21 protein-coding genes and 1 riboswitch are annotated in these 22471 nt (G+C 54.3%); of the genes, 5 read left to right on the top strand and 16 right to left on the bottom strand.

Annotated features, from left to right (window positions below):
• Positions 1–6 precede the first annotated feature (6 nt).
• Positions 7–888, top strand: a complete 882-nt coding sequence (locus tag RWM61_RS15260; protein WP_314002298.1) for an ABC transporter ATP-binding protein — start codon at positions 7–9, stop codon at positions 886–888.
• Here RWM61_RS15260 and RWM61_RS15255 read toward each other — a convergent pair.
• Positions 848–2266 carry a VWA domain-containing protein gene (locus RWM61_RS15255; protein WP_314002296.1) on the bottom strand — a complete coding sequence of 473 codons (1419 nt, stop codon included), beginning with the start codon at positions 2264–2266 and terminating at the stop codon, positions 848–850. The two genes, RWM61_RS15260 and RWM61_RS15255, sit on opposite strands and share 41 nt — an antisense overlap.
• Positions 2267–2397: 131 nt before the next feature.
• On the opposite strand from RWM61_RS15255, the gene RWM61_RS15250 reads away from it, so the two are divergent.
• Positions 2398–2700 carry a hypothetical protein gene (locus tag RWM61_RS15250; protein ID WP_314002294.1) on the top strand — a complete coding sequence of 101 codons (303 nt, stop codon included), beginning with the start codon at positions 2398–2400 and terminating at the stop codon, positions 2698–2700.
• Between the two features lie 238 nt (positions 2701–2938).
• On the opposite strand, the gene RWM61_RS15245 is transcribed toward RWM61_RS15250, so the two are convergent.
• From RWM61_RS15245 to RWM61_RS15230, 4 genes are all read right to left on the bottom strand, one after another.
• Positions 2939–3901 carry an aldolase catalytic domain-containing protein gene (locus RWM61_RS15245; protein WP_314002292.1) on the bottom strand — a complete coding sequence of 321 codons (963 nt, stop codon included), beginning with the start codon at positions 3899–3901 and terminating at the stop codon, positions 2939–2941.
• A gap of 78 nt (positions 3902–3979) precedes the next feature.
• Positions 3980–5389, bottom strand: a complete 1410-nt coding sequence (gene fumC / locus RWM61_RS15240; protein WP_314002290.1) for a class II fumarate hydratase — start codon at positions 5387–5389, stop codon at positions 3980–3982.
• 117 nt (positions 5390–5506) lie between these two features.
• Positions 5507–6004 (bottom strand): glutathione peroxidase, encoded by a 498-nt coding sequence (locus RWM61_RS15235; protein ID WP_314002288.1) that lies wholly within the window; start codon positions 6002–6004, stop codon positions 5507–5509.
• A gap of 51 nt (positions 6005–6055) precedes the next feature.
• Positions 6056–6628, bottom strand: coding sequence for a hypothetical protein (locus tag RWM61_RS15230; protein ID WP_314002286.1), 573 nt, complete (start codon positions 6626–6628; stop codon positions 6056–6058).
• A gap of 180 nt (positions 6629–6808) precedes the next feature.
• A riboswitch (PreQ1 riboswitch) is annotated at positions 6809–6852 on the top strand.
• Positions 6853–6968: 116 nt separating this feature from the next.
• On the opposite strand from RWM61_RS15230, the gene queF reads away from it, so the two are divergent.
• Together queF and RWM61_RS15220 are read left to right on the top strand one after the other, a co-directional pair.
• Complete coding sequence (queF, locus tag RWM61_RS15225; protein ID WP_314002284.1) at positions 6969–7469, top strand: preQ(1) synthase; 501 nt, start codon at positions 6969–6971, stop codon at positions 7467–7469.
• Between the two features lie 13 nt (positions 7470–7482).
• A complete protein-coding gene (locus RWM61_RS15220) occupies positions 7483–8034 on the top strand; it encodes a VUT family protein (protein ID WP_314002281.1) in 552 nt (183 codons plus the stop codon).
• Positions 8035–8054: 20 nt separating this feature from the next.
• Here RWM61_RS15220 and RWM61_RS15215 read toward each other — a convergent pair whose 3' ends face one another.
• From RWM61_RS15215 to pelF, 11 genes are all read right to left on the bottom strand, one after another.
• Positions 8055–8459 carry an EamA family transporter gene (locus RWM61_RS15215; protein WP_314002279.1) on the bottom strand — a complete coding sequence of 135 codons (405 nt, stop codon included), beginning with the start codon at positions 8457–8459 and terminating at the stop codon, positions 8055–8057.
• 35 nt (positions 8460–8494) lie between these two features.
• On the bottom strand, positions 8495–10174 hold the full coding sequence (locus tag RWM61_RS15210; protein ID WP_314002277.1) for an HD domain-containing phosphohydrolase: 1680 nt from the start codon (positions 10172–10174) through the stop codon (positions 8495–8497).
• Positions 10175–10358: 184 nt separating this feature from the next.
• On the bottom strand, positions 10359–11153 hold the full coding sequence (locus RWM61_RS15205) for an endo alpha-1,4 polygalactosaminidase (protein WP_314002275.1): 795 nt from the start codon (positions 11151–11153) through the stop codon (positions 10359–10361).
• The gene (locus tag RWM61_RS15200) at positions 11150–12472 is read right to left on the bottom strand and encodes an HD domain-containing phosphohydrolase (RefSeq protein WP_314002310.1); all 1323 of its coding nucleotides are present in this window, start codon (positions 12470–12472) and stop codon (positions 11150–11152) included. Before RWM61_RS15200 ends, RWM61_RS15205 begins: the two co-directional genes overlap by 4 nt.
• Before the next feature lie 449 nt (positions 12473–12921).
• Positions 12922–13284, bottom strand: coding sequence for a DUF2304 domain-containing protein (locus tag RWM61_RS15195; RefSeq protein ID WP_314002273.1), 363 nt, complete (start codon positions 13282–13284; stop codon positions 12922–12924).
• Complete coding sequence (locus RWM61_RS15190; protein WP_314002271.1) at positions 13281–14102, bottom strand: glycosyltransferase family 2 protein; 822 nt, start codon at positions 14100–14102, stop codon at positions 13281–13283. The genes RWM61_RS15195 and RWM61_RS15190 overlap by 4 nt, the downstream gene beginning before the upstream one ends.
• A complete protein-coding gene (locus tag RWM61_RS15185) occupies positions 14054–16069 on the bottom strand; it encodes a hypothetical protein (protein WP_314002270.1) in 2016 nt (671 codons plus the stop codon). The genes RWM61_RS15190 and RWM61_RS15185 overlap by 49 nt, the downstream gene beginning before the upstream one ends.
• Positions 16070–16081: 12 nt before the next feature.
• Positions 16082–17677, bottom strand: a complete 1596-nt coding sequence (locus RWM61_RS15180; protein WP_314002268.1) for a hypothetical protein — start codon at positions 17675–17677, stop codon at positions 16082–16084.
• Positions 17674–19008, bottom strand: a complete 1335-nt coding sequence (locus RWM61_RS15175; protein WP_314002266.1) for a hypothetical protein — start codon at positions 19006–19008, stop codon at positions 17674–17676. The genes RWM61_RS15180 and RWM61_RS15175 overlap by 4 nt, the downstream gene beginning before the upstream one ends.
• Positions 19009–19025: 17 nt before the next feature.
• Positions 19026–19424 carry a hypothetical protein gene (locus tag RWM61_RS15170; protein WP_314002264.1) on the bottom strand — a complete coding sequence of 133 codons (399 nt, stop codon included), beginning with the start codon at positions 19422–19424 and terminating at the stop codon, positions 19026–19028.
• 30 nt (positions 19425–19454) lie between these two features.
• Entirely contained in the window at positions 19455–21230 is a 1776-nt protein-coding gene (pelF, locus tag RWM61_RS15165; protein WP_314002262.1) for a GT4 family glycosyltransferase PelF, read from the bottom strand.
• Between the two features lie 287 nt (positions 21231–21517).
• Between pelF and RWM61_RS15160 the strand changes: the two genes are divergently transcribed.
• Positions 21518–22471: ABC transporter ATP-binding protein (locus RWM61_RS15160; protein WP_314002260.1), on the top strand; the 954-nt coding region annotated here is incomplete at its 3' end.

The following is a 22471-nucleotide window of genomic DNA, read 5'->3' as shown; positions in this document are numbered from 1 at the left end:
CTCGTCTTGCTTGAAATCGATAAGCTTGCCTGGTCTCCCTCCGGGAAGCAGGACCGGAAGTTTCGGCTGCATGTGCCCCGGCTGTCGATCGGCAGCGGCATTACGCTGCTGGCCGGGCGCAACGGAGCGGGTAAAACCTCGCTGCTTCATCTGCTGGCAACGGCTGAGACGCCGGACGAGGGAGCAATCCGCTACGGCGGGTTGACGATGGATCGCAGCCTGTCCGCGATTCGCGCCTCGATCGGATACGTGCCTACGGACGTAAGCTTGTATGAGGAGATGACGGTCGTCCGCCTGCTGCGCTATATGGCCCAGTTGAAAGGCGCCGTGGGCGAACAAATGGCGGTTGAGCCGCTGCTGGAGCAATTTCGCCTCGTTCCTTACCGGAGCCGGAAAATAAAAACGCTCGCGCAAGGCATCCGGCAGCGGATCGCGCTTGCGCAAGCGTGGATCGGGAAGCCCGCTTACCTGTTTCTCGATGAGCCGCTCAACGCGCTCGACAGCCTGGAGCGGCTGCTGTTCATCCGCCAATTGGCCGATTACGCGCGCAGCCGCACCGTCATCGTCTCCACGCATGAGCTGAACGAGTGGGAGGCATGGGCGAACCGTGTGATATGGCTCGACGAAGGGCGCGTCCGGTTTCACGGCCATATCGCCGAATGGCTGGGCGGGCTTCCCGCTTCGGTATGGGAAGGCACGCTTTCGGAAGAGCAGTACCGGGCAATCGATGCTTCCGCGGTGCTGCGTGTTCGGGCCGAAGACGGTCTCCTGCGGGTGAGCATGGTGTCCGTCCGTCCGCCGCGGCCCGATTTTGCCGAGCAGACGCCAACCATGGAGGACGCCTACTTCATTCGCTGCCGCTTCCAGGCTCCGTATAGCGCCGGATAACCTCCACGAGCAAATCGTTCAACGGCTTTACCTCGTATTCGCCGACGGCCGGCTCGAGGTGATCGTTGCCGATGCCGCTGTCGTCGGTGAGGAACACATACGTGCCGCCGGTGGCCGACGCCAGGAACCGCATCAAGTATTCGGTCTGCACATCAACCCCGCTGGAAGCGACCGGAATGACGCGCACGCCTTTCGCGGCCGCATCGGAAGTCAGCCGCTGCAGGCGCTCAACGATTTCAGGCTGATCGTGCGGAGGCGCATCCAGCACAAGGAAGAGCAGCCGCGCTCTTGCCTCCTCGCTCCAGTCATGCCCGTTAAGGGCGTCATCCAGCGCTTCATCCACCGCCTCGGGATAATCGCCTCCCCCGGCGGCTTGCTCCGCCGCGATCTGCTTGATCGCCTGATCGACGTTCTCTGTGAACGGATACGGCTTCACCAGATACTCATCATACCGGTCACGGTAAAAATTCGTGCTGACGCCGATCGACAGCCGTTCGTTCACGCCGTTGCGGGCCCGGTCGATGACGTCCTTGAGCTCCTCCCGCAAAAAATCGATCTCGTCCTGCATCGAGCCGGTCGTATCGACGACGAACATCAGATCGACCGCCGCCGGCAGCCGGGCCGGGCCGTCAAAAACCGCCCGGAGCGGCTCGCTGCGCGGAATCGGGACATTCTTGAACCGTCTGACGTCGCTGCCGCTTCGGATCTCGACCGAATACCCGCCGTTGCCGCGTTCGCGGCCAGGTACGGGTTCGGAGCGTCCGGTCGAGGCGGCATCGTCGGCAGGCATGTTTTCGTACTGCCCGTTCCTTTGGCCATCCGTTTGCCGCCCGCCGAACAGCCCTGCAAACAGGTAGGCCTTGCCGCTCGCATCCGTTCGGGCTTCCCAGACGGTCTGTCCTTGCGCATCCCGCACCGAGACGGCCGCGTCGACCAGCGGTTTCCCGGCAGCCGTGGCCGTCACGACCAGACGATCGAACCGGTAAAAGCTCCACTGCCGTTGATAGCTGTCGCCTTCGCGGCTGTTCAGCAAGCTCTGCCATTGCCGCCAGTTGTCCGTATCGCGCCATTCTCCCGCCGTTAACTGACCGGGCGCCGCTTGGGGCTGTTCTCCGACCCGGCGTTTGCCGCCCCCGCGCTCACCGCCTTCCGCCGGCCCATCGCCCGCGCTTGGCTCCGCGCTTTCCTCGGGCGCCGCACGGTCGCCTCTGTTTGTTGTGCCGCGGTCGGCCGTTTCGCTTTCGCTTCCGCCTCCGGCCGAATCCGACGCGGCATCGTTGCCGCCGCTGCCGTCGGAACAGGCGGCAAGCAGCATCAGAGCCAATAGGAACAGCAGCGCCGCACGAAGCCCCGGTTTTCTATTTCCCTTATTCCGCACAAGAAGAACCCCCCTTTTTTTCGGTTCGACTTACAGACGCAGGAAAAAGGCGCAATGTTGCAATTGGCGGAGTCCGTGAGTAAAATCGTGAGTAACAATCCGGATAACTTTTGCAGGGGGGAAATGAAAGCGTGGATGTGTTTGAATTGGCGGAATTGCATATCGCCCAGCAAGGGGTGGGCTGCAGGCTGACGTTCTCCTCCGCCCGGCTGGCCGTCAACACCGAGATGGGGTCGCGGCTTTGGTATATCGACGTGAACGGCATTGCGCAGACGGACGTGCTGACCCGGTTTTGGACGAGCGACGACATCCGGATCGAGCTGGCGGCCGTTACCGCCGGGGGGCGGCGCTTCGAAGGCATCGGCTATTTGCACCCGAACGTGCAGCACAACGCCGCCGCCATCCGCGGAGACGGCGTGCTGGCCGGCTATTGAGCCGCCGCAAAACACGAACAGCGCCGGATTCCACTCGCGCTGCTCCCCAAGACAAGGCTCTGCAAAGCAACGGGAAAACAGCCCGCTATGATGTCGTTCGGATACACTAACTGGAAGATTTATCGTTATTTGAGCCGGACACGCACCGATTTGTTTCCTGCAAAACTCATCATCACCGTTAACTAAACCGGAACAAGCCGGGCAGATGTCGCCCGGCATCTCCATTCCGCCAATCTTCTTATTTGTCGTGCAGCACTTCCGGCGTCGTCAGCTTGTCGTAGAAATCGACCGCCTTGTCCTTGTCCGGCGTGTTGCGCAGCGCCATCGCCGAGCGAGGATGCTCGTCCAGCATGCCGGTGATCATGTACGGGATGATATAGCCCCACTCTTCCTTCTCGCGAAGCGGGATCATATAGTTCTCGATCATGTCGAGCACCGGACGGAGATCGTATTTCGAGTTCTTCAGGTTGGCCACAAGCAGCTCCGTCGGGCAGTTGCCGGCGGCGCGGCCCATGCCGTAGACCGACGCGTCGAGCAGCTCTACGCCCTTTTGCGCTCCAAGCAGCGTGTTCGCGAAGCCCATCTGCATGTTGTTGTGCATATGCACGCCAAGCCGTTTGTTCGGAAGATGCTTCCGGAACTTCTCGACCAGCTGGTCGATGTCGTTCGGCAGCAGGCTGCCGTAAGAGTCGACGATATAGACGACGTCGACGACGCTTTCGGCGATCTCTTCGAAGGCTTCGAGCAGCTGGTGCTCCATGACGTTGGAGAGCGCCATAATGTTCAGCGTCGTCTCGTATCCGCGGTCGTGGAACAGCCGGACCAGCCTCAGCGCCTTGTCCACATCCTGGATGTAGCAGGCGACGCGGATCAGATCAAGCAGGCTTTCCTCGCGCGGCAAAATATCGTTCTCATCCACACGGCCGATGTCCACCAGAGCGGAAAGCTTCGTGCCGCCCTTCTGCGGGATCACCTTGCGCAGGAAATCGTCGTCCAGAAACCGCCATGGTCCCGCGGCGTCCGCGCCCTTGAGCAGCTTCGGCGAATTTTTGTACCCGATCTCCATATAATCTACGCCGGCTTCGTTCAGGGTGCGGTACAAGTGCTGAACGAACTCGACGCTGAAATCCCAATTGTTGACGAGTCCGCCGTCGCGGATCGTGCAGTCTACGATTTTGCAATGCCCGGTTTTTGCGCTCATTCGAGGTAACTCTCCTCTATCCATTAGAATTCGTCACATTCCATCATACTTGAATCGTTCCCGGAACGCAAAACCATTTCACGGACTCGCGGGTGCTCCTTCCGGCCCGGTCATCCGTTCCGGCTTGACGATTTCATCGAACCGCGCGCCGTCGATCAGGCCGCTTTGCATCGCCGCTTCCCGCAGCGTCAGCCCTTCCGCGTGCGCCTTTTTGGCGATGGCGGCCGCATTCTCGTAGCCGATGTGCGGATTCAGCGCGGTCACCAGCATCAGCGACCGTTCCAGGTGGCTTTCGATGACGGGCAGGTTCGGCTCGATGCCGAAGGCGCATTTTTGCTCGAACGCCAGCATCGCGTCCGCGAGCAGGTTGACGGATTGCAGAAAGTTGTAAATAATGACCGGCTTGAACACGTTCAATTCAAAATTGCCCTGGCTCGCCGCGAAGCCGATCGCCGCGTCGTTGCCCATCACCTGGCAGACGACCATCGTCAACGCTTCGCTTTGCGTCGGATTGACCTTGCCCGGCATGATCGAGCTTCCCGGCTCATTGGCGGGAATGGTCAGCTCGCCGATACCGCTGCGCGGGCCGCTGGCCAGCCAGCGGATGTCGTTGGCAAGCTTCATCAGGTCGGCCGCGAGCGCCTTCAGCGCGCCGTGCGCATAGACGAGCGCGTCGTGGCTGGTCAGCGCCTGAAACTTGTTCGGTGCCGACACGAACCGCTTGCCCGTGTAGGCGGATACCGCCGCCGCCGCACGGGGCCCGAATTCGGCCGGCGCGTTCAGCCCGGTTCCGACGGCCGTGCCGCCGATCGCCAGCTCCGCGAGACGGCCGGCCGACTCGCGCACCATCGCGCCGCTCGTCTCCAGCATCGCCTGCCAGCCGCCGATTTCCTGGCCGAGCGTCAGCGGCGTCGCATCCTGCAGATGGGTGCGGCCGATTTTGACGATGCCGGCGAACGCCTGCGCCTTGGCGGCAAGCGTGGCGGCGAGCTTTTCCAGAGCCGGCAGCAGCTTGTCGTGCACCGCGATCGCCGCCGCCACATGCATCGCGGACGGGAACACGTCGTTCGAGCTTTGCGAACGGTTGACGTCGTCGTTCGGATGAACGCGCTCATTGGCGCCCTTGTCCCCGAGCTGCCGGTTGGCGACGTGCGCGATCACCTCGTTGACGTTCATATTGGTCTGCGTGCCGCTGCCCGTCTGCCAGACCACAAGCGGAAATTCGCCGTCGAGCCGGCCAGTGACGATCTCGTCCGCGGCTGCCGCGATCGCCGCCGCCTTCGTCTGCGACAGCTTCCCCAGCGAGGCATTCGTTTCCGCGGCCGCTTTCTTGAGGAGGGCGAGGGCGTGAATGACCTCAACCGGCATCCGCTGCCCGCCGATCCTGAAATTGTCGAGGCTTCGCTGCGTCTGCGCGCCCCACAGCCTGTCCGCCGGCACACGCACCTCGCCCATCGTGTCCCGCTCCACCCGGTATTGTTCCGTCATCGTTCGGCATGCCTCCCGTATTAAGCCATGATTTCATCAAACCGGAGATTTGTGTCGACTATTTTTGAAAACCTATACCACTCGGGAAAAGCTTTTCCCTGTTCCCGTTATATGCGGTCACGAACCGACGGCCGGCTGCTGAAGCAGCTTTCGGATATGCTTTTCGATCTGCTCGGGCGTTCTGGCGGGTGCGAACCGCTTGAGCACGCTTCCGTCACGGTCAACGAGAAACTTCGTGAAATTCCATTTGATCGTCTTCGAGCCGAACAAGCCTGGGGCTTCGCGTGTCAGGTGCCGATACAGCGGATGCCGGTCCGGCCCGTTGACGTCGATTTTGGCGAACATGGGAAACGCAACCCCGTGGTTAAGCTCGCAGAATGCGGCGATCTCCTCCTCGGTTCCCGGGTCCTGATTATTGAACTGGTTGCACGGAAAACCGAGAACGGTCAGGCCGGCCTGCCGATTCCGCTCATACAGCCGCTGCAGCCCGGTGTACTGCGGTGTGAAGCCGCATTGGCTGGCGGTATTGACGATGAGCAGCACTTTTCCCTTGTATTCCGCAAGCAGATGCTTGCTGCCGCCGATGGCGGTCACCTCGATATCGTAGATCGACATAACCGTCCTCCCTAACTTCGCGCAGGTTATAGGATGTTGTCGTTCAATAAACTACTGCCGGCCCCGGGAAGCGAACCGGCGCAACTCCCTGATGTACGTGCCGACCGTCTCGTCCAACAGGCGCACGGTTTCTTCAAGCGGGGCGCCTCCGTCATCGGTGAACGCCTGCCTGACTTTCTCGATGTAGGCTTTGCACAGGGGCTTGAGGTCCGGACGCGCTTGGCCGAAATCATGCAAATAGGCGGGCACGAAGTAGCAGTCCAGCATGCCGAACGGCAGCCGGAACGACTGTGCGCCCCCGCCGTGTTCAGACGATGCCTTCAGCCTGTCATACAGCTCGCTTAATACGATCTGTCCCAGCCGGTACGACCGCCGCGCGTATTCGTATTGCGATTCATCGATCGTGCCGAGCTCGAACCGTTTGGCGTTCGTCTCGTCGAGCATATGCAGCGCTCCGCCCCATTCGGCGGCGAAAGTCAGCCAGAAATCCGCGTGCGCGGGCTCCACCTCGACGGCGATCCTCTGCTCGAAGACAAGGTCCGGATCAGCCTCCAGCCGCTCCAGCAATGCCGCCCGCTCCGCGGCGTAACGCTCTTCCGAGCCGTTCCATTCCTTATTGTTCATCCTGCGTTGTCTCCCGTCAGCTTAAGCCGGTTCATTATCATTTATGCGATGTCCAATCTTATTCTGTGCCCATTATATCAGCTTTCCACCATTGCCGAAAACTTTCGCGTGCAACGTTGCGGCGGCTGTGCTATAGTAACTACGATAACCGAAGAAGAAAATCTGCGGCCGGTTCAGGCGGCAGGAGAGGTTCGCGAACTCCCTCTATAAAAAACTAAGACCAGACGCTGCCGACGGCATCGTTTGTTTTTGCTTAGGTTTTTGAGACGGTTTCACGAAATCTCGTTCTTCTTTTCAGACCCGGCGGGAGCGTCGGCGGAAAAGAGAGGAGATTTTTTTTATGACTGCAGGTAGAAACGCCGAAGAACTGAAGGATATTACGCTGCTCGGCAATCAAGGCGCCTCCTATGTATTCACGTACGATCCGAAGCTGCTGGAATCGTTCGAGAACAAGCACCGGGGCCGCCCTTATTTCGTGAAGTTCAATTGTCCCGAGTTCACCAGCCTTTGCCCGATGACCGGACAGCCGGATTTCGCGACGATTTATATTTCCTATATCCCGGACGTTCGCATGGTGGAGAGCAAATCGCTCAAGCTGTATCTGTTCAGCTTCCGCAACCACGGCGATTTCCACGAGGATTGCGTCAACATTATCATGAACGACCTGATCGGCCTGATGGACCCGCTGTATATCGAGGTATGGGGCAAATTCACGCCGCGCGGCGGCATTTCCATCGATCCGTATTGCAACTACGGCAAGCCGGGCACGAAATACGAAGCGATGGCCGAGCACCGCCTGATGAACCATGATCTCTATCCGGAAAAAGTGGATAACCGCTGAGGAGGCGCTTAACATGAACAAACTATGGGTTATGCTTTATGTAGCGGTTATCGCGGCGGCCAACATCTTGACCGCGTCGCTCGATCCGCTGCGCTTCGGCGCGTTCATCGTCCCGGTCGGCACGTTCCTGATCGGCGCGACCTTCGTGCTCCGCGACTTTGTCCAGAATGCGGTCGGCCGGAAGCTGACTTACGCCACGATCGCGGCGGCGATGCTGATATCCGCAACGACGTCTTTCCTGCTGGGCGACACGCTGTGGATCGTATTCGCCTCGGCCGCGACGTTCGCGGTCTCCGAAACGACCGATACGGAGATCTATTCCAGGCTGCGGCTGCCGATCTCCCTCCGGGTGCTGTACAGCGGGCTGGTCGGCGGTGTCGTCGACAGCGTGCTTTTCGTCCTGATCGGCTTGTCGCCGCTCGGCGCGGGCTTTCTGCCGTGGGAGGCGGTCGGCAGCGCCATCGTTGGCCAGATTCTGGTGAAAACGGCGATGCAGGCGCTTGGAGCCGGCTTGATCGGCATGCTGCCGGAGCACACGGAAACGCAGACGCCGGGCTATCGGTGAGACGGACCAAAGAGCAGCCCTCATCCCGTCTCGACGGCAGCATCGTTAGCGCGCAAAAGTACAATGATTCCTGCCATAATGATAATAGTGCCGAGCATTTGGCCCACCGAGATCTTTTCTTTAAACAGGGCAAAAGCGACGAATAAATTTAAAATGTACGTAATGGATTGAAGAGGAATAATGACGGACATCCTGAAGTTGGAAAGCAAGTAAAAGAACATAATCATCGAGCAAAAGTAAAAAATACCCCCAATCAGCACCTTCCAAGACAGAAACGTGCTGACGATGGAGGGGATGGAGGATAAATCCAGCGGTTGCCTAGAAAATTGCATCTTCCAAAGCATGTTGCCGAGCGTACCCAACAAAGAGGAGACTAAAACCAGGTAAACGACCTTCATAAGATGGATCACACCCTCCTTCCCCACTGTCGTATAATGTGACTCTAGCCAGTTGTTTAAACCTATGAGACCGTGCCTTTCACCGATAAACTCTTTCTTGAAACAAATTCCGTCTTGACGAAGCAGCTGTCACACGTTTTGCCGTGAGCGGTGCAAAGTACCCCTTCCGTCTCCCAACAATTCGCATCGGTTCTCCCGAAGGCCGGACAAGAACGGCAGATACTCTCGGGGACGCAGCACATATCGCTGCACGCCCCGAGGGATCGGACGGAGTCGATCCGGCCGCTTCGCTTATCGGCATACCAGTCCAAGAATGCTTCCACGATCTCCGAATCCATCTGCTGTCCGCTGGACGACCGCAGCATCTGAAGTGTCTGGTTGAAGGAAAGCGGCTCCCGGTAATTCCGACCGTTCACCTTCGCCAGGAACGTCTGAACCACCGCGATAATTCTGGACCCTACCGGAATTTCAGCACCCTTGAGTCCCGCAGGATATCCGTGACCGTCCATACGTTCATGGTGATGCCGAATATAAGAAGCGGCTCTCTCATTGCCGGTCGCGAAGGAGACGATTAACGCGCTGACCTCGGCGTGCAGCTTCATTAATTCGAATTCCGCCTCCGTATATTGGCCCTCCTTCTGGAACAAAGCGCTCGAGAGAGCGATCGTACCGATATGGCTTAAGTAAGCGGCAATGGCAACGTCCCGGATCTCGTCGTTCTTCAAACCGAGCTGTTTCGCAATGATAATGCTGTAACGGCTCATCAGCTCGGAATATCCAATCGTATTCGGGCTCAGGTCGTCCAACAGCCTCGCCAACGCTTGCAGCAGCGGAACATATGCTCCAGAACCGCGCAGGTAGGCCGTTTGCGCCCTTGAGAATTGGCGGTAGTTTTCGATCAAGGTTTGTAAAAAGAGGTTCATCCAACGCCGCTCCTGAATGTTTTTGCACCAGAACGCATAGTAATGGCTGCCGACGGAGACGAGCAGAACATGCTGCATCCCTTCTTCCGCGAAGTAGGAAGGCAACGGCCCTTGCACGTAGTGAATGTTCTCCTTGCTGGACAACGTACGGTACGCGTCAAGCGTCTCCGCATCCTCAGCGAATCGCTTCGCTATATCCGACTTTACGCCGGCTGCGACCTTGACGCGGCTTCCCGTACGGTCGGCCTGCACGAGACATCCTCCGGAAACCTTCAAGGTGTTTAAACAGAACGGCAAGATTTGTTCGAGCGCTTGATCCTCTTCCAATGCGATCTTGCTGATGTTCACGATAGCGTTCTTCGATGCCAATGCGATCTGGGATTGTTCCTTCACCCGCTCCGCTTCGATGACTTCGTCCACCATCGGTTTCACGAAATCCATCCAGCGGTTCAGCTTACGCTTGTCGCGTCTCGAGACGCGAGGGACAGGGCCTATTCTTATGATCGCTTTCCCGTTGATCGGCAAGACAAGTAAAGGAACTTCCCCTTCCTTTACGATCTCGGTGTTGGTCGTCAGGAACTCCTTCATTGCGGTCATGGCCGGCTTGTAAACATCGCCGGATGACGACATGAACGCGTTCGAAGCCGTTGCTCCCGAACCGTGTCCCGACCGGAACCGGGAAGCCCGAAGCATGAGTTTATCGAATCGTTCATCATATAGATATAGCGCATAGGAAAGCGCGTCGAACTGAACGCTGACTGCCTCAAGCACAACCGTCATCTTCTGGTCGAAGTTCGGTTGGGAACGAATGTTGTCCAACCATTTATGAACATCCGACAACCTCTTCATATCCGCTCTGATTTTAAGAACATAGATAGACAGGAGGGCGCAGAGAAGGAGGATTCCCCCTGCGATATATAGTGCCAAGAGTGACGAGATTTCAAACCCGCTTCCAGTTATCGTCCATGCTGCCATCGGGATTTCGTTCACCTCCATTCTGTCCTTAGGGTTCGGACCAAACCGAATAGTCGCTGTCTCGAGAAAGATGAACAAAGCCGTGACGTCTGGCAGCCTTGCCTTCCTTCGACGCTCCCGGACCGCAGCTTACCGCGAAGAGCAGCAGACCGGCCTTCTTAAGAGGCTGCAACGCCTGAATCTGTTGACGTACCCAGGCTTCGGAGACTTTGCTGTCCTGCCAGTCCTCCCAGAGAAAGCCATCCAGATATCGAGCGGCCAGCGAGATGAAATGGAAGCCGCGATTTTGCAGCAGCCACAGCCGCGGGTACCGGCTCCTGATGTCGGCAAGCAAGGCAAGGTATCCGTGAATCATCTCGTTGCGAAGCAGGGTGTGTTGGATATGATCTTCGATATCGCCAACCGTATCAAGGAACAATCCGTCCATACCTTTATTAGCGATCTGCCCCTCGATTTCATCCACCAGCAACTGCCGATAATGGGGTTCGCGAACATCCATTAAATATGAGTCCCATTCTGAAAAATAAACGCGCTGCCCGTCACGGAGCAAATAATCCGCAGAGCGCAGCCCTTTCCCCCGCTCGACATTCCACGTCGGCCATTCCATCACGGACACGTATCCAACCACCCTGGTCCCCGCCGCTTGCAACTGACGAACCCGTTCCGTCGTCCAATGCTGCGGCTCCACGATAACAAGATCGTACTTCTTGAGATTTTGCACGATGCTATGATCTACGGCTCCGTAATAAATCATGTATCGATCGATTCCCGACTCCGCTTGATTCGGACCGACGCGCAACCACTTGAGCAAATTCGATATCATTCCGTGCCCCCCTCTGTCCCCCGCTTTATTTTTCCTTCCCTCATCGACCGTCCTTCCGCTTCCGTATAAATAAAGCAGGTCTTACATGACTTCCCATGTGATAAACAATGATTGCTCTCGAACTCCCAGCAAGGTTTGAGCCTTTCGCCGAAGACCGGACAGGTTTCACACAAAGCGGAAGGCGTGCAGCACATCTCCCAACATGCCCCCAAGGGTTTGAAGCCGGAACCGGCGTCGCTCCGTTTCCTATGAAACCAGGCAACGAATGCCTCTACGGCCGCTTGATTGAGATGAGGGCCGGAAGCCGCCTGCAACCTGGCGATGACGTCGTCAAAGGGAAGCGGCTCTCGATTTGGTCTGCCGTTGATGGCCGCCAGGTAGGTTTGAACGACGGCAATGATCTGCGCCCCCATAGGGATTTGTCCCCCTTGAAGTCGTCCCGGGTACCCTTGTCCATCCATTCGTTCATGATGATGTCGGATCGATTCAGCCACGCTTCTATTGCCGAGCGTCATCTCCACCAGCAAAGCGCCGAAATCCGCATGATGCTTCATTCGTTCGAAATCGTCTTCCGAATACCTCCCTTCTTTCGTCAGCAGGTCTTCCGAAAGACCGAGCGCCCCGATGTTGCTCAGATAGGCGGCAAGCGCGATATCCTGAATTTGCTCGCCCGATAAGCCAAGCTCCTTAGCAAGGATAGACGCATAACGGCTCATTTGCTCCGAATAACCGACCGTCCATGGATTCGCATTGTCTATCACGGTTGATAATCGCTTTAAAGCTTCTACCTTACCCGTATAGGAAAGCTTCGTTCGCGAAGCAGCTCGATAATATTCCTCCGCCGCTTGACACGACACCAGGAGGGAAGCGGAGATGTGCCGGACACTCATCCGATGCCGGATGCGGGTTGTCCGGAATACTCGTGTCGCAGACCGGCCCGGCGTCCGATATCGACAGATGAATCGAAGCTTGCCCGACTCCTCTTCCGCAACCATCACTACCGCGGAGTCTCCCTCCGCGACCGGGACTGACGGTTCCACGTTCCAATCGGACTCCTCCTCCAAATCGAGAGCCTTCGCCGCAAGGCGAAACGCCATCTGCACGACAACTTCGGGGTCGGACACCAAGCGGCTCAACTGTTTCCATGCCGCACTCGTTAAATTGGCCGCATTCTCCTTCAGCGCCTGCCGTTCGGCCTGGAAAACCCACTCCGCAAGCGGCGATAGCAGTTCAGCGGTCTGCGCGATCCTCTTCTCAATCCGTCGCGGCCGCTGTTGAATCGGACCCGCAATGACGATCCCGAACCCGTCTGCGACCACGAATTGCAACAGAAGAACGCCTTCTTCCTCAACCCAAGCGAAACGGTTCGCCGTTCCTCGATCCATCGATAAAGAGGTTGGCGGCAGGAACAGTTGACTGCTGTACGGCGTTAAACCGCTGTAAGAAGGAGCCGCTTTGCCAATGTGCGGTTTTTGATGTCTTATGGCTTTAAGAGTATATTTTTGTTTATTGTCATCCAGTATATAGAAAGCATACTGAGGGACGTCAATGGTCCGTGCTACCCACTCTAACAGCAAATTCAAGTTGTTCTCCAGACCGGACGACGGTTTAAGCTGCGTCATTACGCGCCGAGCGTCGTTCCACCGTTCCGTCAGCATCCGTATCGAATGACTTGCCGCCAACCCTCCGCACAACATAATAACCGATGCCAAGGCGAGCAGAAGGGCAATCGGAAGGGAATCTATCGACACCTTGCTCACTCCTACATCTAAGCCATTGGGGCTTGATCGTTATGATCCTTGGACTCCTGTTCCGAGAGGGAAATATGCTGCGCCAATTGCTTAAGTTTATCATTTAATACCGAAATTTGCGTGGATTGATGCAGCACGAGCAGGAGCAGCACCAAATTCGAAAATAAGAACAACAACGAAGGCGGATACGTGATTCCTAATCGCGCCGCGGCCCAATCCAATAGACCGGGATTGGCCGATACGATTAATATGGAGACAACACATATAAACCAGACGATCGAATTCTTTTCGTTTATTCTGCGCTTCAATAGCAGAAAGAGCACGATATAAGTAAAGACAAGACCGCAAAGAAATACAAATATTTTCGCCATTACACTCATGGAGTCTGCCCCCTTCTCGTTAACCGGTCGTTTATAAGAATAAGGAACACGCTGAGCATAATCTTCATCATATACATAATCGGCTTCAACCCGCTGTGCATGCTGACGCCTTGGTCGCGTGGACGCATGGTTGCCTGAATTTCCTTAATACGAAACCGCCGAAGGAGCATCCGAATCAGAATATCCGCATCCGGAAAGTCCGCGGGAAATTCATTCTGCTTGGCATAATGCGTAAATACGGCACGGTTCATCCCTTTGAAACCGGAGGTGGGATCGGAAATTTGCGCCTTCGTCGTTCGATAAATCAAGCTTCGGAAGAAGGAGATCGCGGCGGTCTTCATCACCCCCATCTTCATGTTCTCCTTGCCTTCCAGAAATCTCGAACCGATCACGATATCCGCGTCGTCTTGACGCACGGCGGCAATCATTCCAGGCAGTTCGTCAGCATTGTGCTGCCCGTCCGCATCGAACTGCAGGCAATAATCATAACCTCTGCGCTCGGCAAATTGGAACCCGGTTTGCAGCGAGGCTCCATATCCAAGATTACATGGGTGGGAGATTATCAGGACTGGAAAAGCCGAGGCAACCGCCTTCGTTCGATCGGACGAGCCGTCGTTCACGACGAGAATGTCGGCATCTATCGAAAGTGCAAGCAGCTCCGTTAACACACGGGAAATATTATGCTCTTCGTTATAAGCGGGAATAATGATGAGGACCGATTTCGAGTCCATGGTTAACGTTCCTCCAGCCGGAAATAGTGTATCCTTCGTCATTTGGTGATTTCCTTCAGCAGATCGCTTAAGATCGGCCTGCCCCATACCACTTCTGCCTGACTCTCCTCAGCTGCCCCTCGATAGATGTAATACACTTTTATGTAGGGATCCTCATAGAAAATTTTCAAATCTTTATTGAAATCTTGATAATCCGCTAACCATTTGCGCAGCTCCCGGTACTCCGATTCCCTGCGTTCGTATTCCGGCTCCAATAACGAGTAGAGGTCCGAATTCGGGTCTTGCCGATACACTTGTTTTTCTTCTACGATATAGATGTGATACGACACGTTCACGTCCGGCTTCGTTTCGTCCCTTCGGGTCAGCGGAAATGCCCTCGGATCGTAATCTTTCATCATTGTCGAAATATACTGATGATTCCCGTTGCCAAGCGCTAACGAATACCCTTCACTTTGTGAAAAAACAATCCACGTATTCCGATAATTCTCCTTGGACATCTCCAAATATTGTTCCGCCGAGCTGTTCCACATCATCTTGTAAGGGATAATCGGCTTCAGCCTTATTTGAAAGGCCAAGAAGACAATAAACCCGACACACAACATACTTTCCGTCCAGATCCTCGCATTCCCCTTCATGCGAAGCAAAGCGTTCGCGATCGCGTACCAGGCCATCCCTAACGCCAGACTGGTTGCAATCGTCCAAGCGCTCTCGCTGCGGGTTTGCATCACAACGTTCTGTGTAAGTGTACCGCCATAAGCATAGATGAGAAAACTAGCGGAGCCGAACAAGAAAACGAAAACGTTAACCATTCGTTTGCCCCTGGGGGCGATACAACCGGCAAGCGCGACAATGAATAAACAGAAAAGACCTACGTAATCCCAAACGTTCAACGGCGGCGGGGTGAACACCGCTCGAGCCGCAAGGAAATTCGCCGAAGAAGAGTGCAGCCCGCCGCTGAGCATTCTACCGTATCCAATCGGAATAAAGACAACGACGACACAGCCGATGCCGGTAACCGCTCCGGTCCAAAACCGTCTTCTTCCTTCCTTTCCTTGAAACAAGGCGATGATCATAAGGATGCCGAGGCCCAAACCGGCATACGCGAACGCAATGAAGTGGGACAATCCCGTCACGGCGCAGCCTGCGGCGGCGGTCCAGAGATCACGCCGTTGCCCCTTCTCGAAATAGCGGAAGAAGAAGTACAGCGTCGGCAACAGGAATAACAAAGCGAATTCCTGCGGAAGGGTCGCCGCTTGCCGCACCCAATCGCTGCCGTGCAGCGCCGTTCCCGCCAATCCGTAAGCTCCTGCTGCGGCAATGGCCGCCAGTCGGCCGCTTGTGAATCGAGATACGGTAAAATACAAGCCGAGTCCAATCAGCCAAGTACTCAATCCGCCCGTGTATTTGAGCACATACAACGGATCGATCTGGGCGAACTTTTGCAAATAGGCCATCATGATCATTTGCCCTTGCGGGTAAATGCCATCATAAAAGAGTTCGCGGCGGATTATGTATTTCATCCAGGCCAAGATAACGGCACCGTCGGACATCGAAGGTGCCGCATTTTTCCAAGCATCGTACCATCGGATATAGCCGCTCATCGCCATGACGGCGATCAACAGACAGGCTGAAACCACCCCGGAAGCGGACCCTTTTCTAACAAACAATCGTTTATCTGTAAACACCTTCCGACCTTGAAAATATTTCCATCCGAGCTTCAGACGAAAGGCGGCTTCGATCAGATCGTAAAATCTGGCGCCGATCACCGTAAAGGCGTCTGCACCCTCGGTCTTCTTAGGCGCAACATACGCCCATACAATAAGAAATGCCAATATTCCGATAATGGCCAATACCTCAAAGAGCTTCGTGACGACAAGCACGTAACCAAGAACGATGTACAAGGCGGTTATCCGCATCATATTGGACACGATTTGCTCAGAACGATCGGAGTATACGGAGGGAAAGATCAGCCTCGGAACGAGGATCAGCAGCAACCAGAAGGCAAACAGGTAGTGGCCTATCTGGTACAACTGGTTCGTTACGCTTGAATACATCCCTTCCCCCCCCTAATTCGCCGCATACAAGTAATAATCCAGCTTCCCGAGAACCCGCAACATATGACGCAAGGTCAGAATGGCAAACACGATAGAGCCGGCCAAGAGACCGAATACCGCATAGTGATACTCGAACCAACGGCTTAAAAGAAAACCCGCAATCAGATTTAATCCCACGGCCGGAATGATCGACCGGTTCACGAGCCCGGCTTGCGATAGCGAAAACAAGATGACCGCATTCATCAAAGCAATCGACAGGATGACGTAAGACGCTAAGGAAACGATAAATACGAACTCGGTAATCGTATCCTCGCGAATCAGCAGCTTCCCGGAATAATCCGAATACCACGCATTGGCGAGGAAAATCCCTTTCCAGATCAAGGCGCCGCTGGCGATGGAAGCGACGACGATAATTCCTAGCATTTTATAGTAAACTTTCTTGAAATAGCGATTCATCTCATCGGTTTCCGATCCCCAGAACCTCTTCTGGCTATCCTCTAAATCCAGCATCAGTTTGTGCACGATGACTTCGCTGACTCCAAGCGGAATCATAAGAACAAGCAGGGCGAAATCGAGACCGAGCTCGTACTCCCCCCGGAACCAAATGAAATAGGGCATATACGCTTCGTTGGCTGACCACGCATTAATGCGGTCGATAAACAGAAAAAAAAAGTAAAGGAAGCCGTATAGAAAATAGGGCATTACGCTGTAAATCGTGATCGACATGCGCGGCAACTGCGGCGTAATGCCCTTCTCCTCTTTGCGTTCAGCTTGCCTAAAGTAATAAAGCACCAAAAGCATACCGATAACGGAAACGAAAAAGATCGAGATGAGCTGCGAAAAGATAATATCCAGCGGCGTAAAGCTCATAAGCAAATAAACGATAATGATACCCAAAATGATCAGCCCGGTGAACGTTAATTCTCGTCGCAAAATATACATCACCGTAACAGACAGCCAAATGGAAGTGAGGAAGAAAAAGTAGAGCACGATATAAATAAACATATCGGCAGGAAAAATATTAAAAGCCAAATTCAAGCCATAAATGAGGACGCTCGAGCACAAGCAAGTAAGATAGCCAAGCCGAATAAATTTGAACGTGACCCTCCGGCCCATATTGTAATAGCCTTGGAACAAGTAGAAGAATCCTCTTCTGGCGATCGCTTGCGTGTACCCTCCAACGACAATGAAGCTGAGAATCGTCCCGATGGCGATAGAAGTGGCCAATTCCACGCTGAGGTACTCGTAAGACCAAAGGGAGAACTTCAAGGTTAACATCGAAAGGACGGATATCGCCATCGGCAAAGCGAAGATGACTCCGCGGAGAAAACTCTTGGTCAACTCGAAGACGAGGTAGACCAGATTCCGTTTCGGAGGCGGTTCAAACGGCGTAAAGGCAACTCTTTGCTGGATTTGTTCCCAGATGAAATCCGCTAATTCAAACACATCCTGCATGCCGAACTGCTCGCTCACCCTGCTGTCGTTCCACCCCATCGATTCCAACAGGGCCGCGATTTCGTATCGATCTTCCGGAAACATATTGCGTTTTTGAATGTCATTTACAATCTGCTCATACAACACCCTGCGTTCCTGCAAGACAAGGCTCACTCGTTGTCACCTTCGCTCATCGCGGGAACGATCATATGAATGATGAGGTCGGGCAGCTTTCCTTCCTTGTCGGCCTCCTGGACAACCTGAGACGTAATTTTCTGATTTTTGCCGATAATCATTCGACCGTCCTGACCATACAAAGCCTCCCCCGCCAATTTCCCGACGATATAACGGTTGCGAATCGCAACAATTTCCGTTGTTAGCGCAGGACTCTCTATGGGGCTTGAGTTTTTAACGGAGGCGGCCGGCGGCCGTTCGACGACTGGCTCCATCTCCGCCGGGCTTGCAGTGGCCGGCTTCCGGGTTTCGTCGCTGCGATGTGACGACGTGTCGAAAAATTCGGACCCCGTCCCCTCTTCAAATGCGTCAGCCTGATCTCCGAAAGGCGCTTCCTCGCTCCCGGTATTCAGATAATCATCTATGTCACCCCAGAAGGAAGAGGTGGATGGGGAACGCTTCGCAGCACGCTGCGTCTCCGGCTTTCTAACGTTCAACCGCAACGGCGCGCCCGAGGCTCCAGTTCCCCAAGAGGAAGCGGCAGCCAGTTCTCGCTCTTGCTCCAGTTCTCCCTCCGCTTCCTTCGTCCTTTCCTGCTCTCGCTTAGAATCTTGAACTTGTTCGAGAGCTTGCTCTTGTCCTCGTTCTTGTTCATGCGAAATCGCTTCTTCTTGCGTTTGCCGCTCCGCGATGTTTCTTAGCTTGAATTGAATTACCTTGGCACGGTTATGGAGTGCCGCAAGTTCCTCTTCCTGCAGCTCGAACAGGGCTGGCATCGATGGGTTCGGCTCCGCTTCTTCCGCACCGGCCTTGCTTTCGAGCTGTACCTTGGAAGCCGCCGCCTCCGCGAACGACATTCCCGCCTCCGAAGCGAACCCCTTCAACGGAACGGCCGTATGCAGCGACTCCACCTTGCGGATCAAGTCGGAGACTTCCCCCAACAACAGTTGGAACGTTTCCTCGTACGTTCGACTTTGTTCCTCGATCCGTTCGATGCTGCTTCGGTGCTCCGCCGCTTTCTTCTCGGCTTGTTCACGGAACGCGTTCGCTTCATATTCGCCAAGCATTCGAACCGCTTTCTTGCTCTCATCCAACCGGGAAACGGCAGCTTGGGCACGTTCTTCCCTCTTCCGTCTTGCTTCAAGTTCTCCCTCAAGTCTCGAAGCTTCCCGCCGCAGCCACTCGTACTCTTTCTCCCACGCGGAAACTTTCTCTCGCAGCTCGGCGGTTTCCATCTCTTGAAACAGCAGCAGCTTTCGGATGAAGTCTGACGTCTTCGCCGGGTGGAATCCGAACAGCCTTCGTTTCAGCAGCTTCTTCCATTCGTTCAATGCCCCAACCTCCTCTCCTACCGGTCTTCCTTCTCATTATGCTCCGACACTGCGATCAATTGGTTTTTCACTTTCGATAGGAGTGACTGTTGCCGCTCGATCACCCATCGTTCGATCTCCTTCTGTCTGTCGAGCGTCTCTCGATACGCAGTCTGAGACTCGATCACGTTTGCGGTTGCCGCATAATGTTCGTCAAGAAGCTGCCGCGCCATATCCTCGTCTGGCTCAGGCGATTCACTCTCTGCGCGGAGCCGTGCGATCTTCGCCGTAAGCTCTGAACATTCCCGTTCAAGTCGCTCCATGTCCTTTCTCAGGTCGGCGCAGTTCGCCTCGTGAAGCTCCTTGCACCGGGCAACCGCTTGTTCTACCGATTCGGGCGAATATCCCCATAAAGCTCTCTTCTTCACTTTCGCCATAGTCGCTGCTCCTTCTTTCGATAGAACGGTCTACGCGCTTCGTTCTATCGCGCCGTTCGTAACCACAGTGACATATGCCTCGTATTTATACAGCTCCTGGAACGCGCGGTCATACTCGCCGATTCGATTAAACGCCTGCGCGATTTCCGTCAACAACACAGGCGCGTGCACGGAATTCGGCTGCAGCCAGAGCGCTTTCTGGAACTGTACAATGGCTTTCTGATCGTAGCCGCCCATGATTAACGCATATCCTCTCTCCATGTAAAGCTTCTGCTCCGCCAGAACGGATGAGGCGGGTTCGCTCTTATTAGCCGCCGCTGCAGGAAGGCGCTCTTCGGCTCTGACGGCTAATGTAATATAGCTTTTCAGGTGCAGATCCAGCACTCGGTCCAATGTAAAAAGGCTCAACGCGCGCTGTCGTCCTTCTCTACCCAATTCATCGGCCAGCTGTCTATTTCGCAACAGCTTCAAAATGCCGTCGGCCATGTCCCGTTCGTTGCGCGGCTGTACGAGAATGCCTGTGTCCGACAACGCCTCCTTGACTCCGCCGACATCCGTGGCGATCACCGGCTTGCCCGTCATCATCGCTTCGACTACGGAATAGGGAAACGCTTCGGAAATGCTTGAGAGCGCAATGACGTCACCGCTCTGGTACGCTGCGGACGTATTGCTCGTATGTCCGGCAAAAATAAAGGAATGCTCTAACTGCAGCTCTTCCTTTACCGCCAGGCATTGTTCGTAATATTCCGGCACGGATACGGAACCGTATACGACGAATTTCGCCTCCGGTATATTTTCTTTGACCAGGGCGGCGGCACGCATGAAGCTCATAATGTCCTTAATCGGATCGATCCGCGCGACCATGACAACGGTTGGAGAAGTCCGGGGCGCCGTCCCGGAAGCTTCGACGAACACCTTTTCGTCCACACCGTTGTATATCACCTTGACATTGGAAGGATGAACCCCGAATCGCGTTTCCCAGCGCATATTGTACTGGCACACGGGAGACACCTGATCGGCAAACGCATAATTCATGCTCGTGATCGAAAGCACAAAACGGATTAAAAACGTGCTCAAATACGACGAATAACCATTGCGCGACAAAGATAAATATTGTTCCCGAAGATACACGCCATGTTCGGTCAACAGGTAAGGAGTATTGTTCGCCAGCTTGGATAGAACGCACGGAATCCCGCAAAACGCGGCCGCCGAAGAATGGGTGACATGCGCTTCAGGCAGCGGGGTGTTTAGAATATTAAGAAACCTGTAGATCCAGCCCAAGCTCTGATTTAATCCATAAATATCCGGTTCCACGATCCGATTATCTTTGTCCGCTGCCGCTTTCAGAATTAATTCCTTAAATACGTTCCATGTCAGTTCGGATTTAAACGTGACTTTATACTCGAAGTATTTAAAGTATTCATGCATTTGCAGCAAAATGTCCGCGAAATGAACCGGGTTTTTATTTTGTGCAAGAATCTCCAAGATGAGATCGCGAAACAATGGAATGAACCTTTTGGCAATGTCGGCGTGATGCGTGTTCTTCTTCAGCTTATATATGTGTGAAAACGGCGTTTCCAGATGCTCCGCCGGCTCCTCCGTCCCCCAAAGCGGCATCTTAATAAGCGCGTCTTGTTCAGGCAATTTAAATTTCTGCGTGACGAACGGGTTCATCAGCACACTGAAAATGACGTAGTCCACGGACCGCAACTTCTGAATTAAAATGTCGCACCAAGTGCTTACGCCGCCTTGATGGAACGGGTACGTTCCTTCCGTGGCCAACATTACCTTGATCTTATCATTCAATGCGCCTCCCCCTTCCTCTCCATGTGAACATGTCTAAAGTCCTAAGTAAGATTATATTGTTTACAGTGTTAATTTTCAATGAATATAGAAAGCTGTTTGCGCGCCATGCCAGCAGAAAACAGGCAATTCAGCCGGTGTGAACCGATGCTTTTTATGCATACTGCATGCCACTAACCAAATAATGAACAACCGGCTTCGCGGCGTAACGGAATCGGCCGTTCGTTGTTTTCACCCTAATTAAGATGCTATATTGTACACATATCCAATAACGATAAAGAGGGAACTCGATGCCCATTATTCGGCGATTTTTCACTCTTCTGCGCCCCCACTACAAGCAAGGAACAGCCTTATCTGTCAACCTCTTGCTTTCCACCTTTATTACTGCGATGAATCCGTTCTTCTACAGAGAGTTGATTGATCAAGGAATGATGCAAGGAAATCTGCGTTTATTATTTATCATGCTAGCCGTAATCGGGACCACCATGATCGTTCAAGAACTCTTATACCTGTCTCGAACGTCTTTACAGCTCCGGCTTCGCAAGAGTATGTTTTTGAAATTACGAATGGATTTGTACAGTCATTTCTTAAAACTGCCTCAGAGCTTTTATGGCGATAATCATAAAGGCAGGTTACTTTCAAGAATAACATCGGATGTGGATGCAGTCCAAAACCTTCTTTTGGATAAGTTTATCTCATTCTTGCAGAATGTTCTTGTAGGCGTCTTTATTCTCGTCATTATGTTTACGATCGATTGGAGAATGGTGGCGGCCGCGGCCTTGGTTTTACCGCTCTTGTATGTTCTCTACGCGATGTTCAGGAAGAAGTTGTCCTCCTTAAGCAAGATTGTCCAAGAAAAGCAAGAAGATCAGATGGAGCGACTCCAGGAAGATCTGACGATGGTGAAAGCCATTCAAGCGTACGCCGTTGCAAAGACGCGATTGAAACAGGGGTACGCCGTTATGAATGACGCAGAGGATGCGATAAAGAATCTGAATTTGCAATACGCGAAAGCCTCGGCATCAACGATAGTAATTAATATCGTAGGGTTGTTTGTGATCTGGGGCATGGGCGGCTTGGCGGTGATGGAAGATAGAATGACCATCGGTACGCTGATTGCGATTTCCTTTTATCTGAATTACATCATTAATTTGTTCTTCAGCGCCTACTACACGGTTATGGGCTTTCATATGTCTGTCCCGGCGGCGCGGCGAATCTTCGAACTGATGTACGAGCCGGCCATG

The sequence above is a fragment of the uncultured Paenibacillus sp. genome (assembly GCF_963515335.1).
In the GTDB taxonomy this organism is placed as follows: Bacteria; Bacillota; Bacilli; order Paenibacillales; family Paenibacillaceae; genus Paenibacillus_I.
Note: the sequence above shows the minus strand (reverse complement) of the source record. Positions and strands in the feature narration are given on the sequence as shown.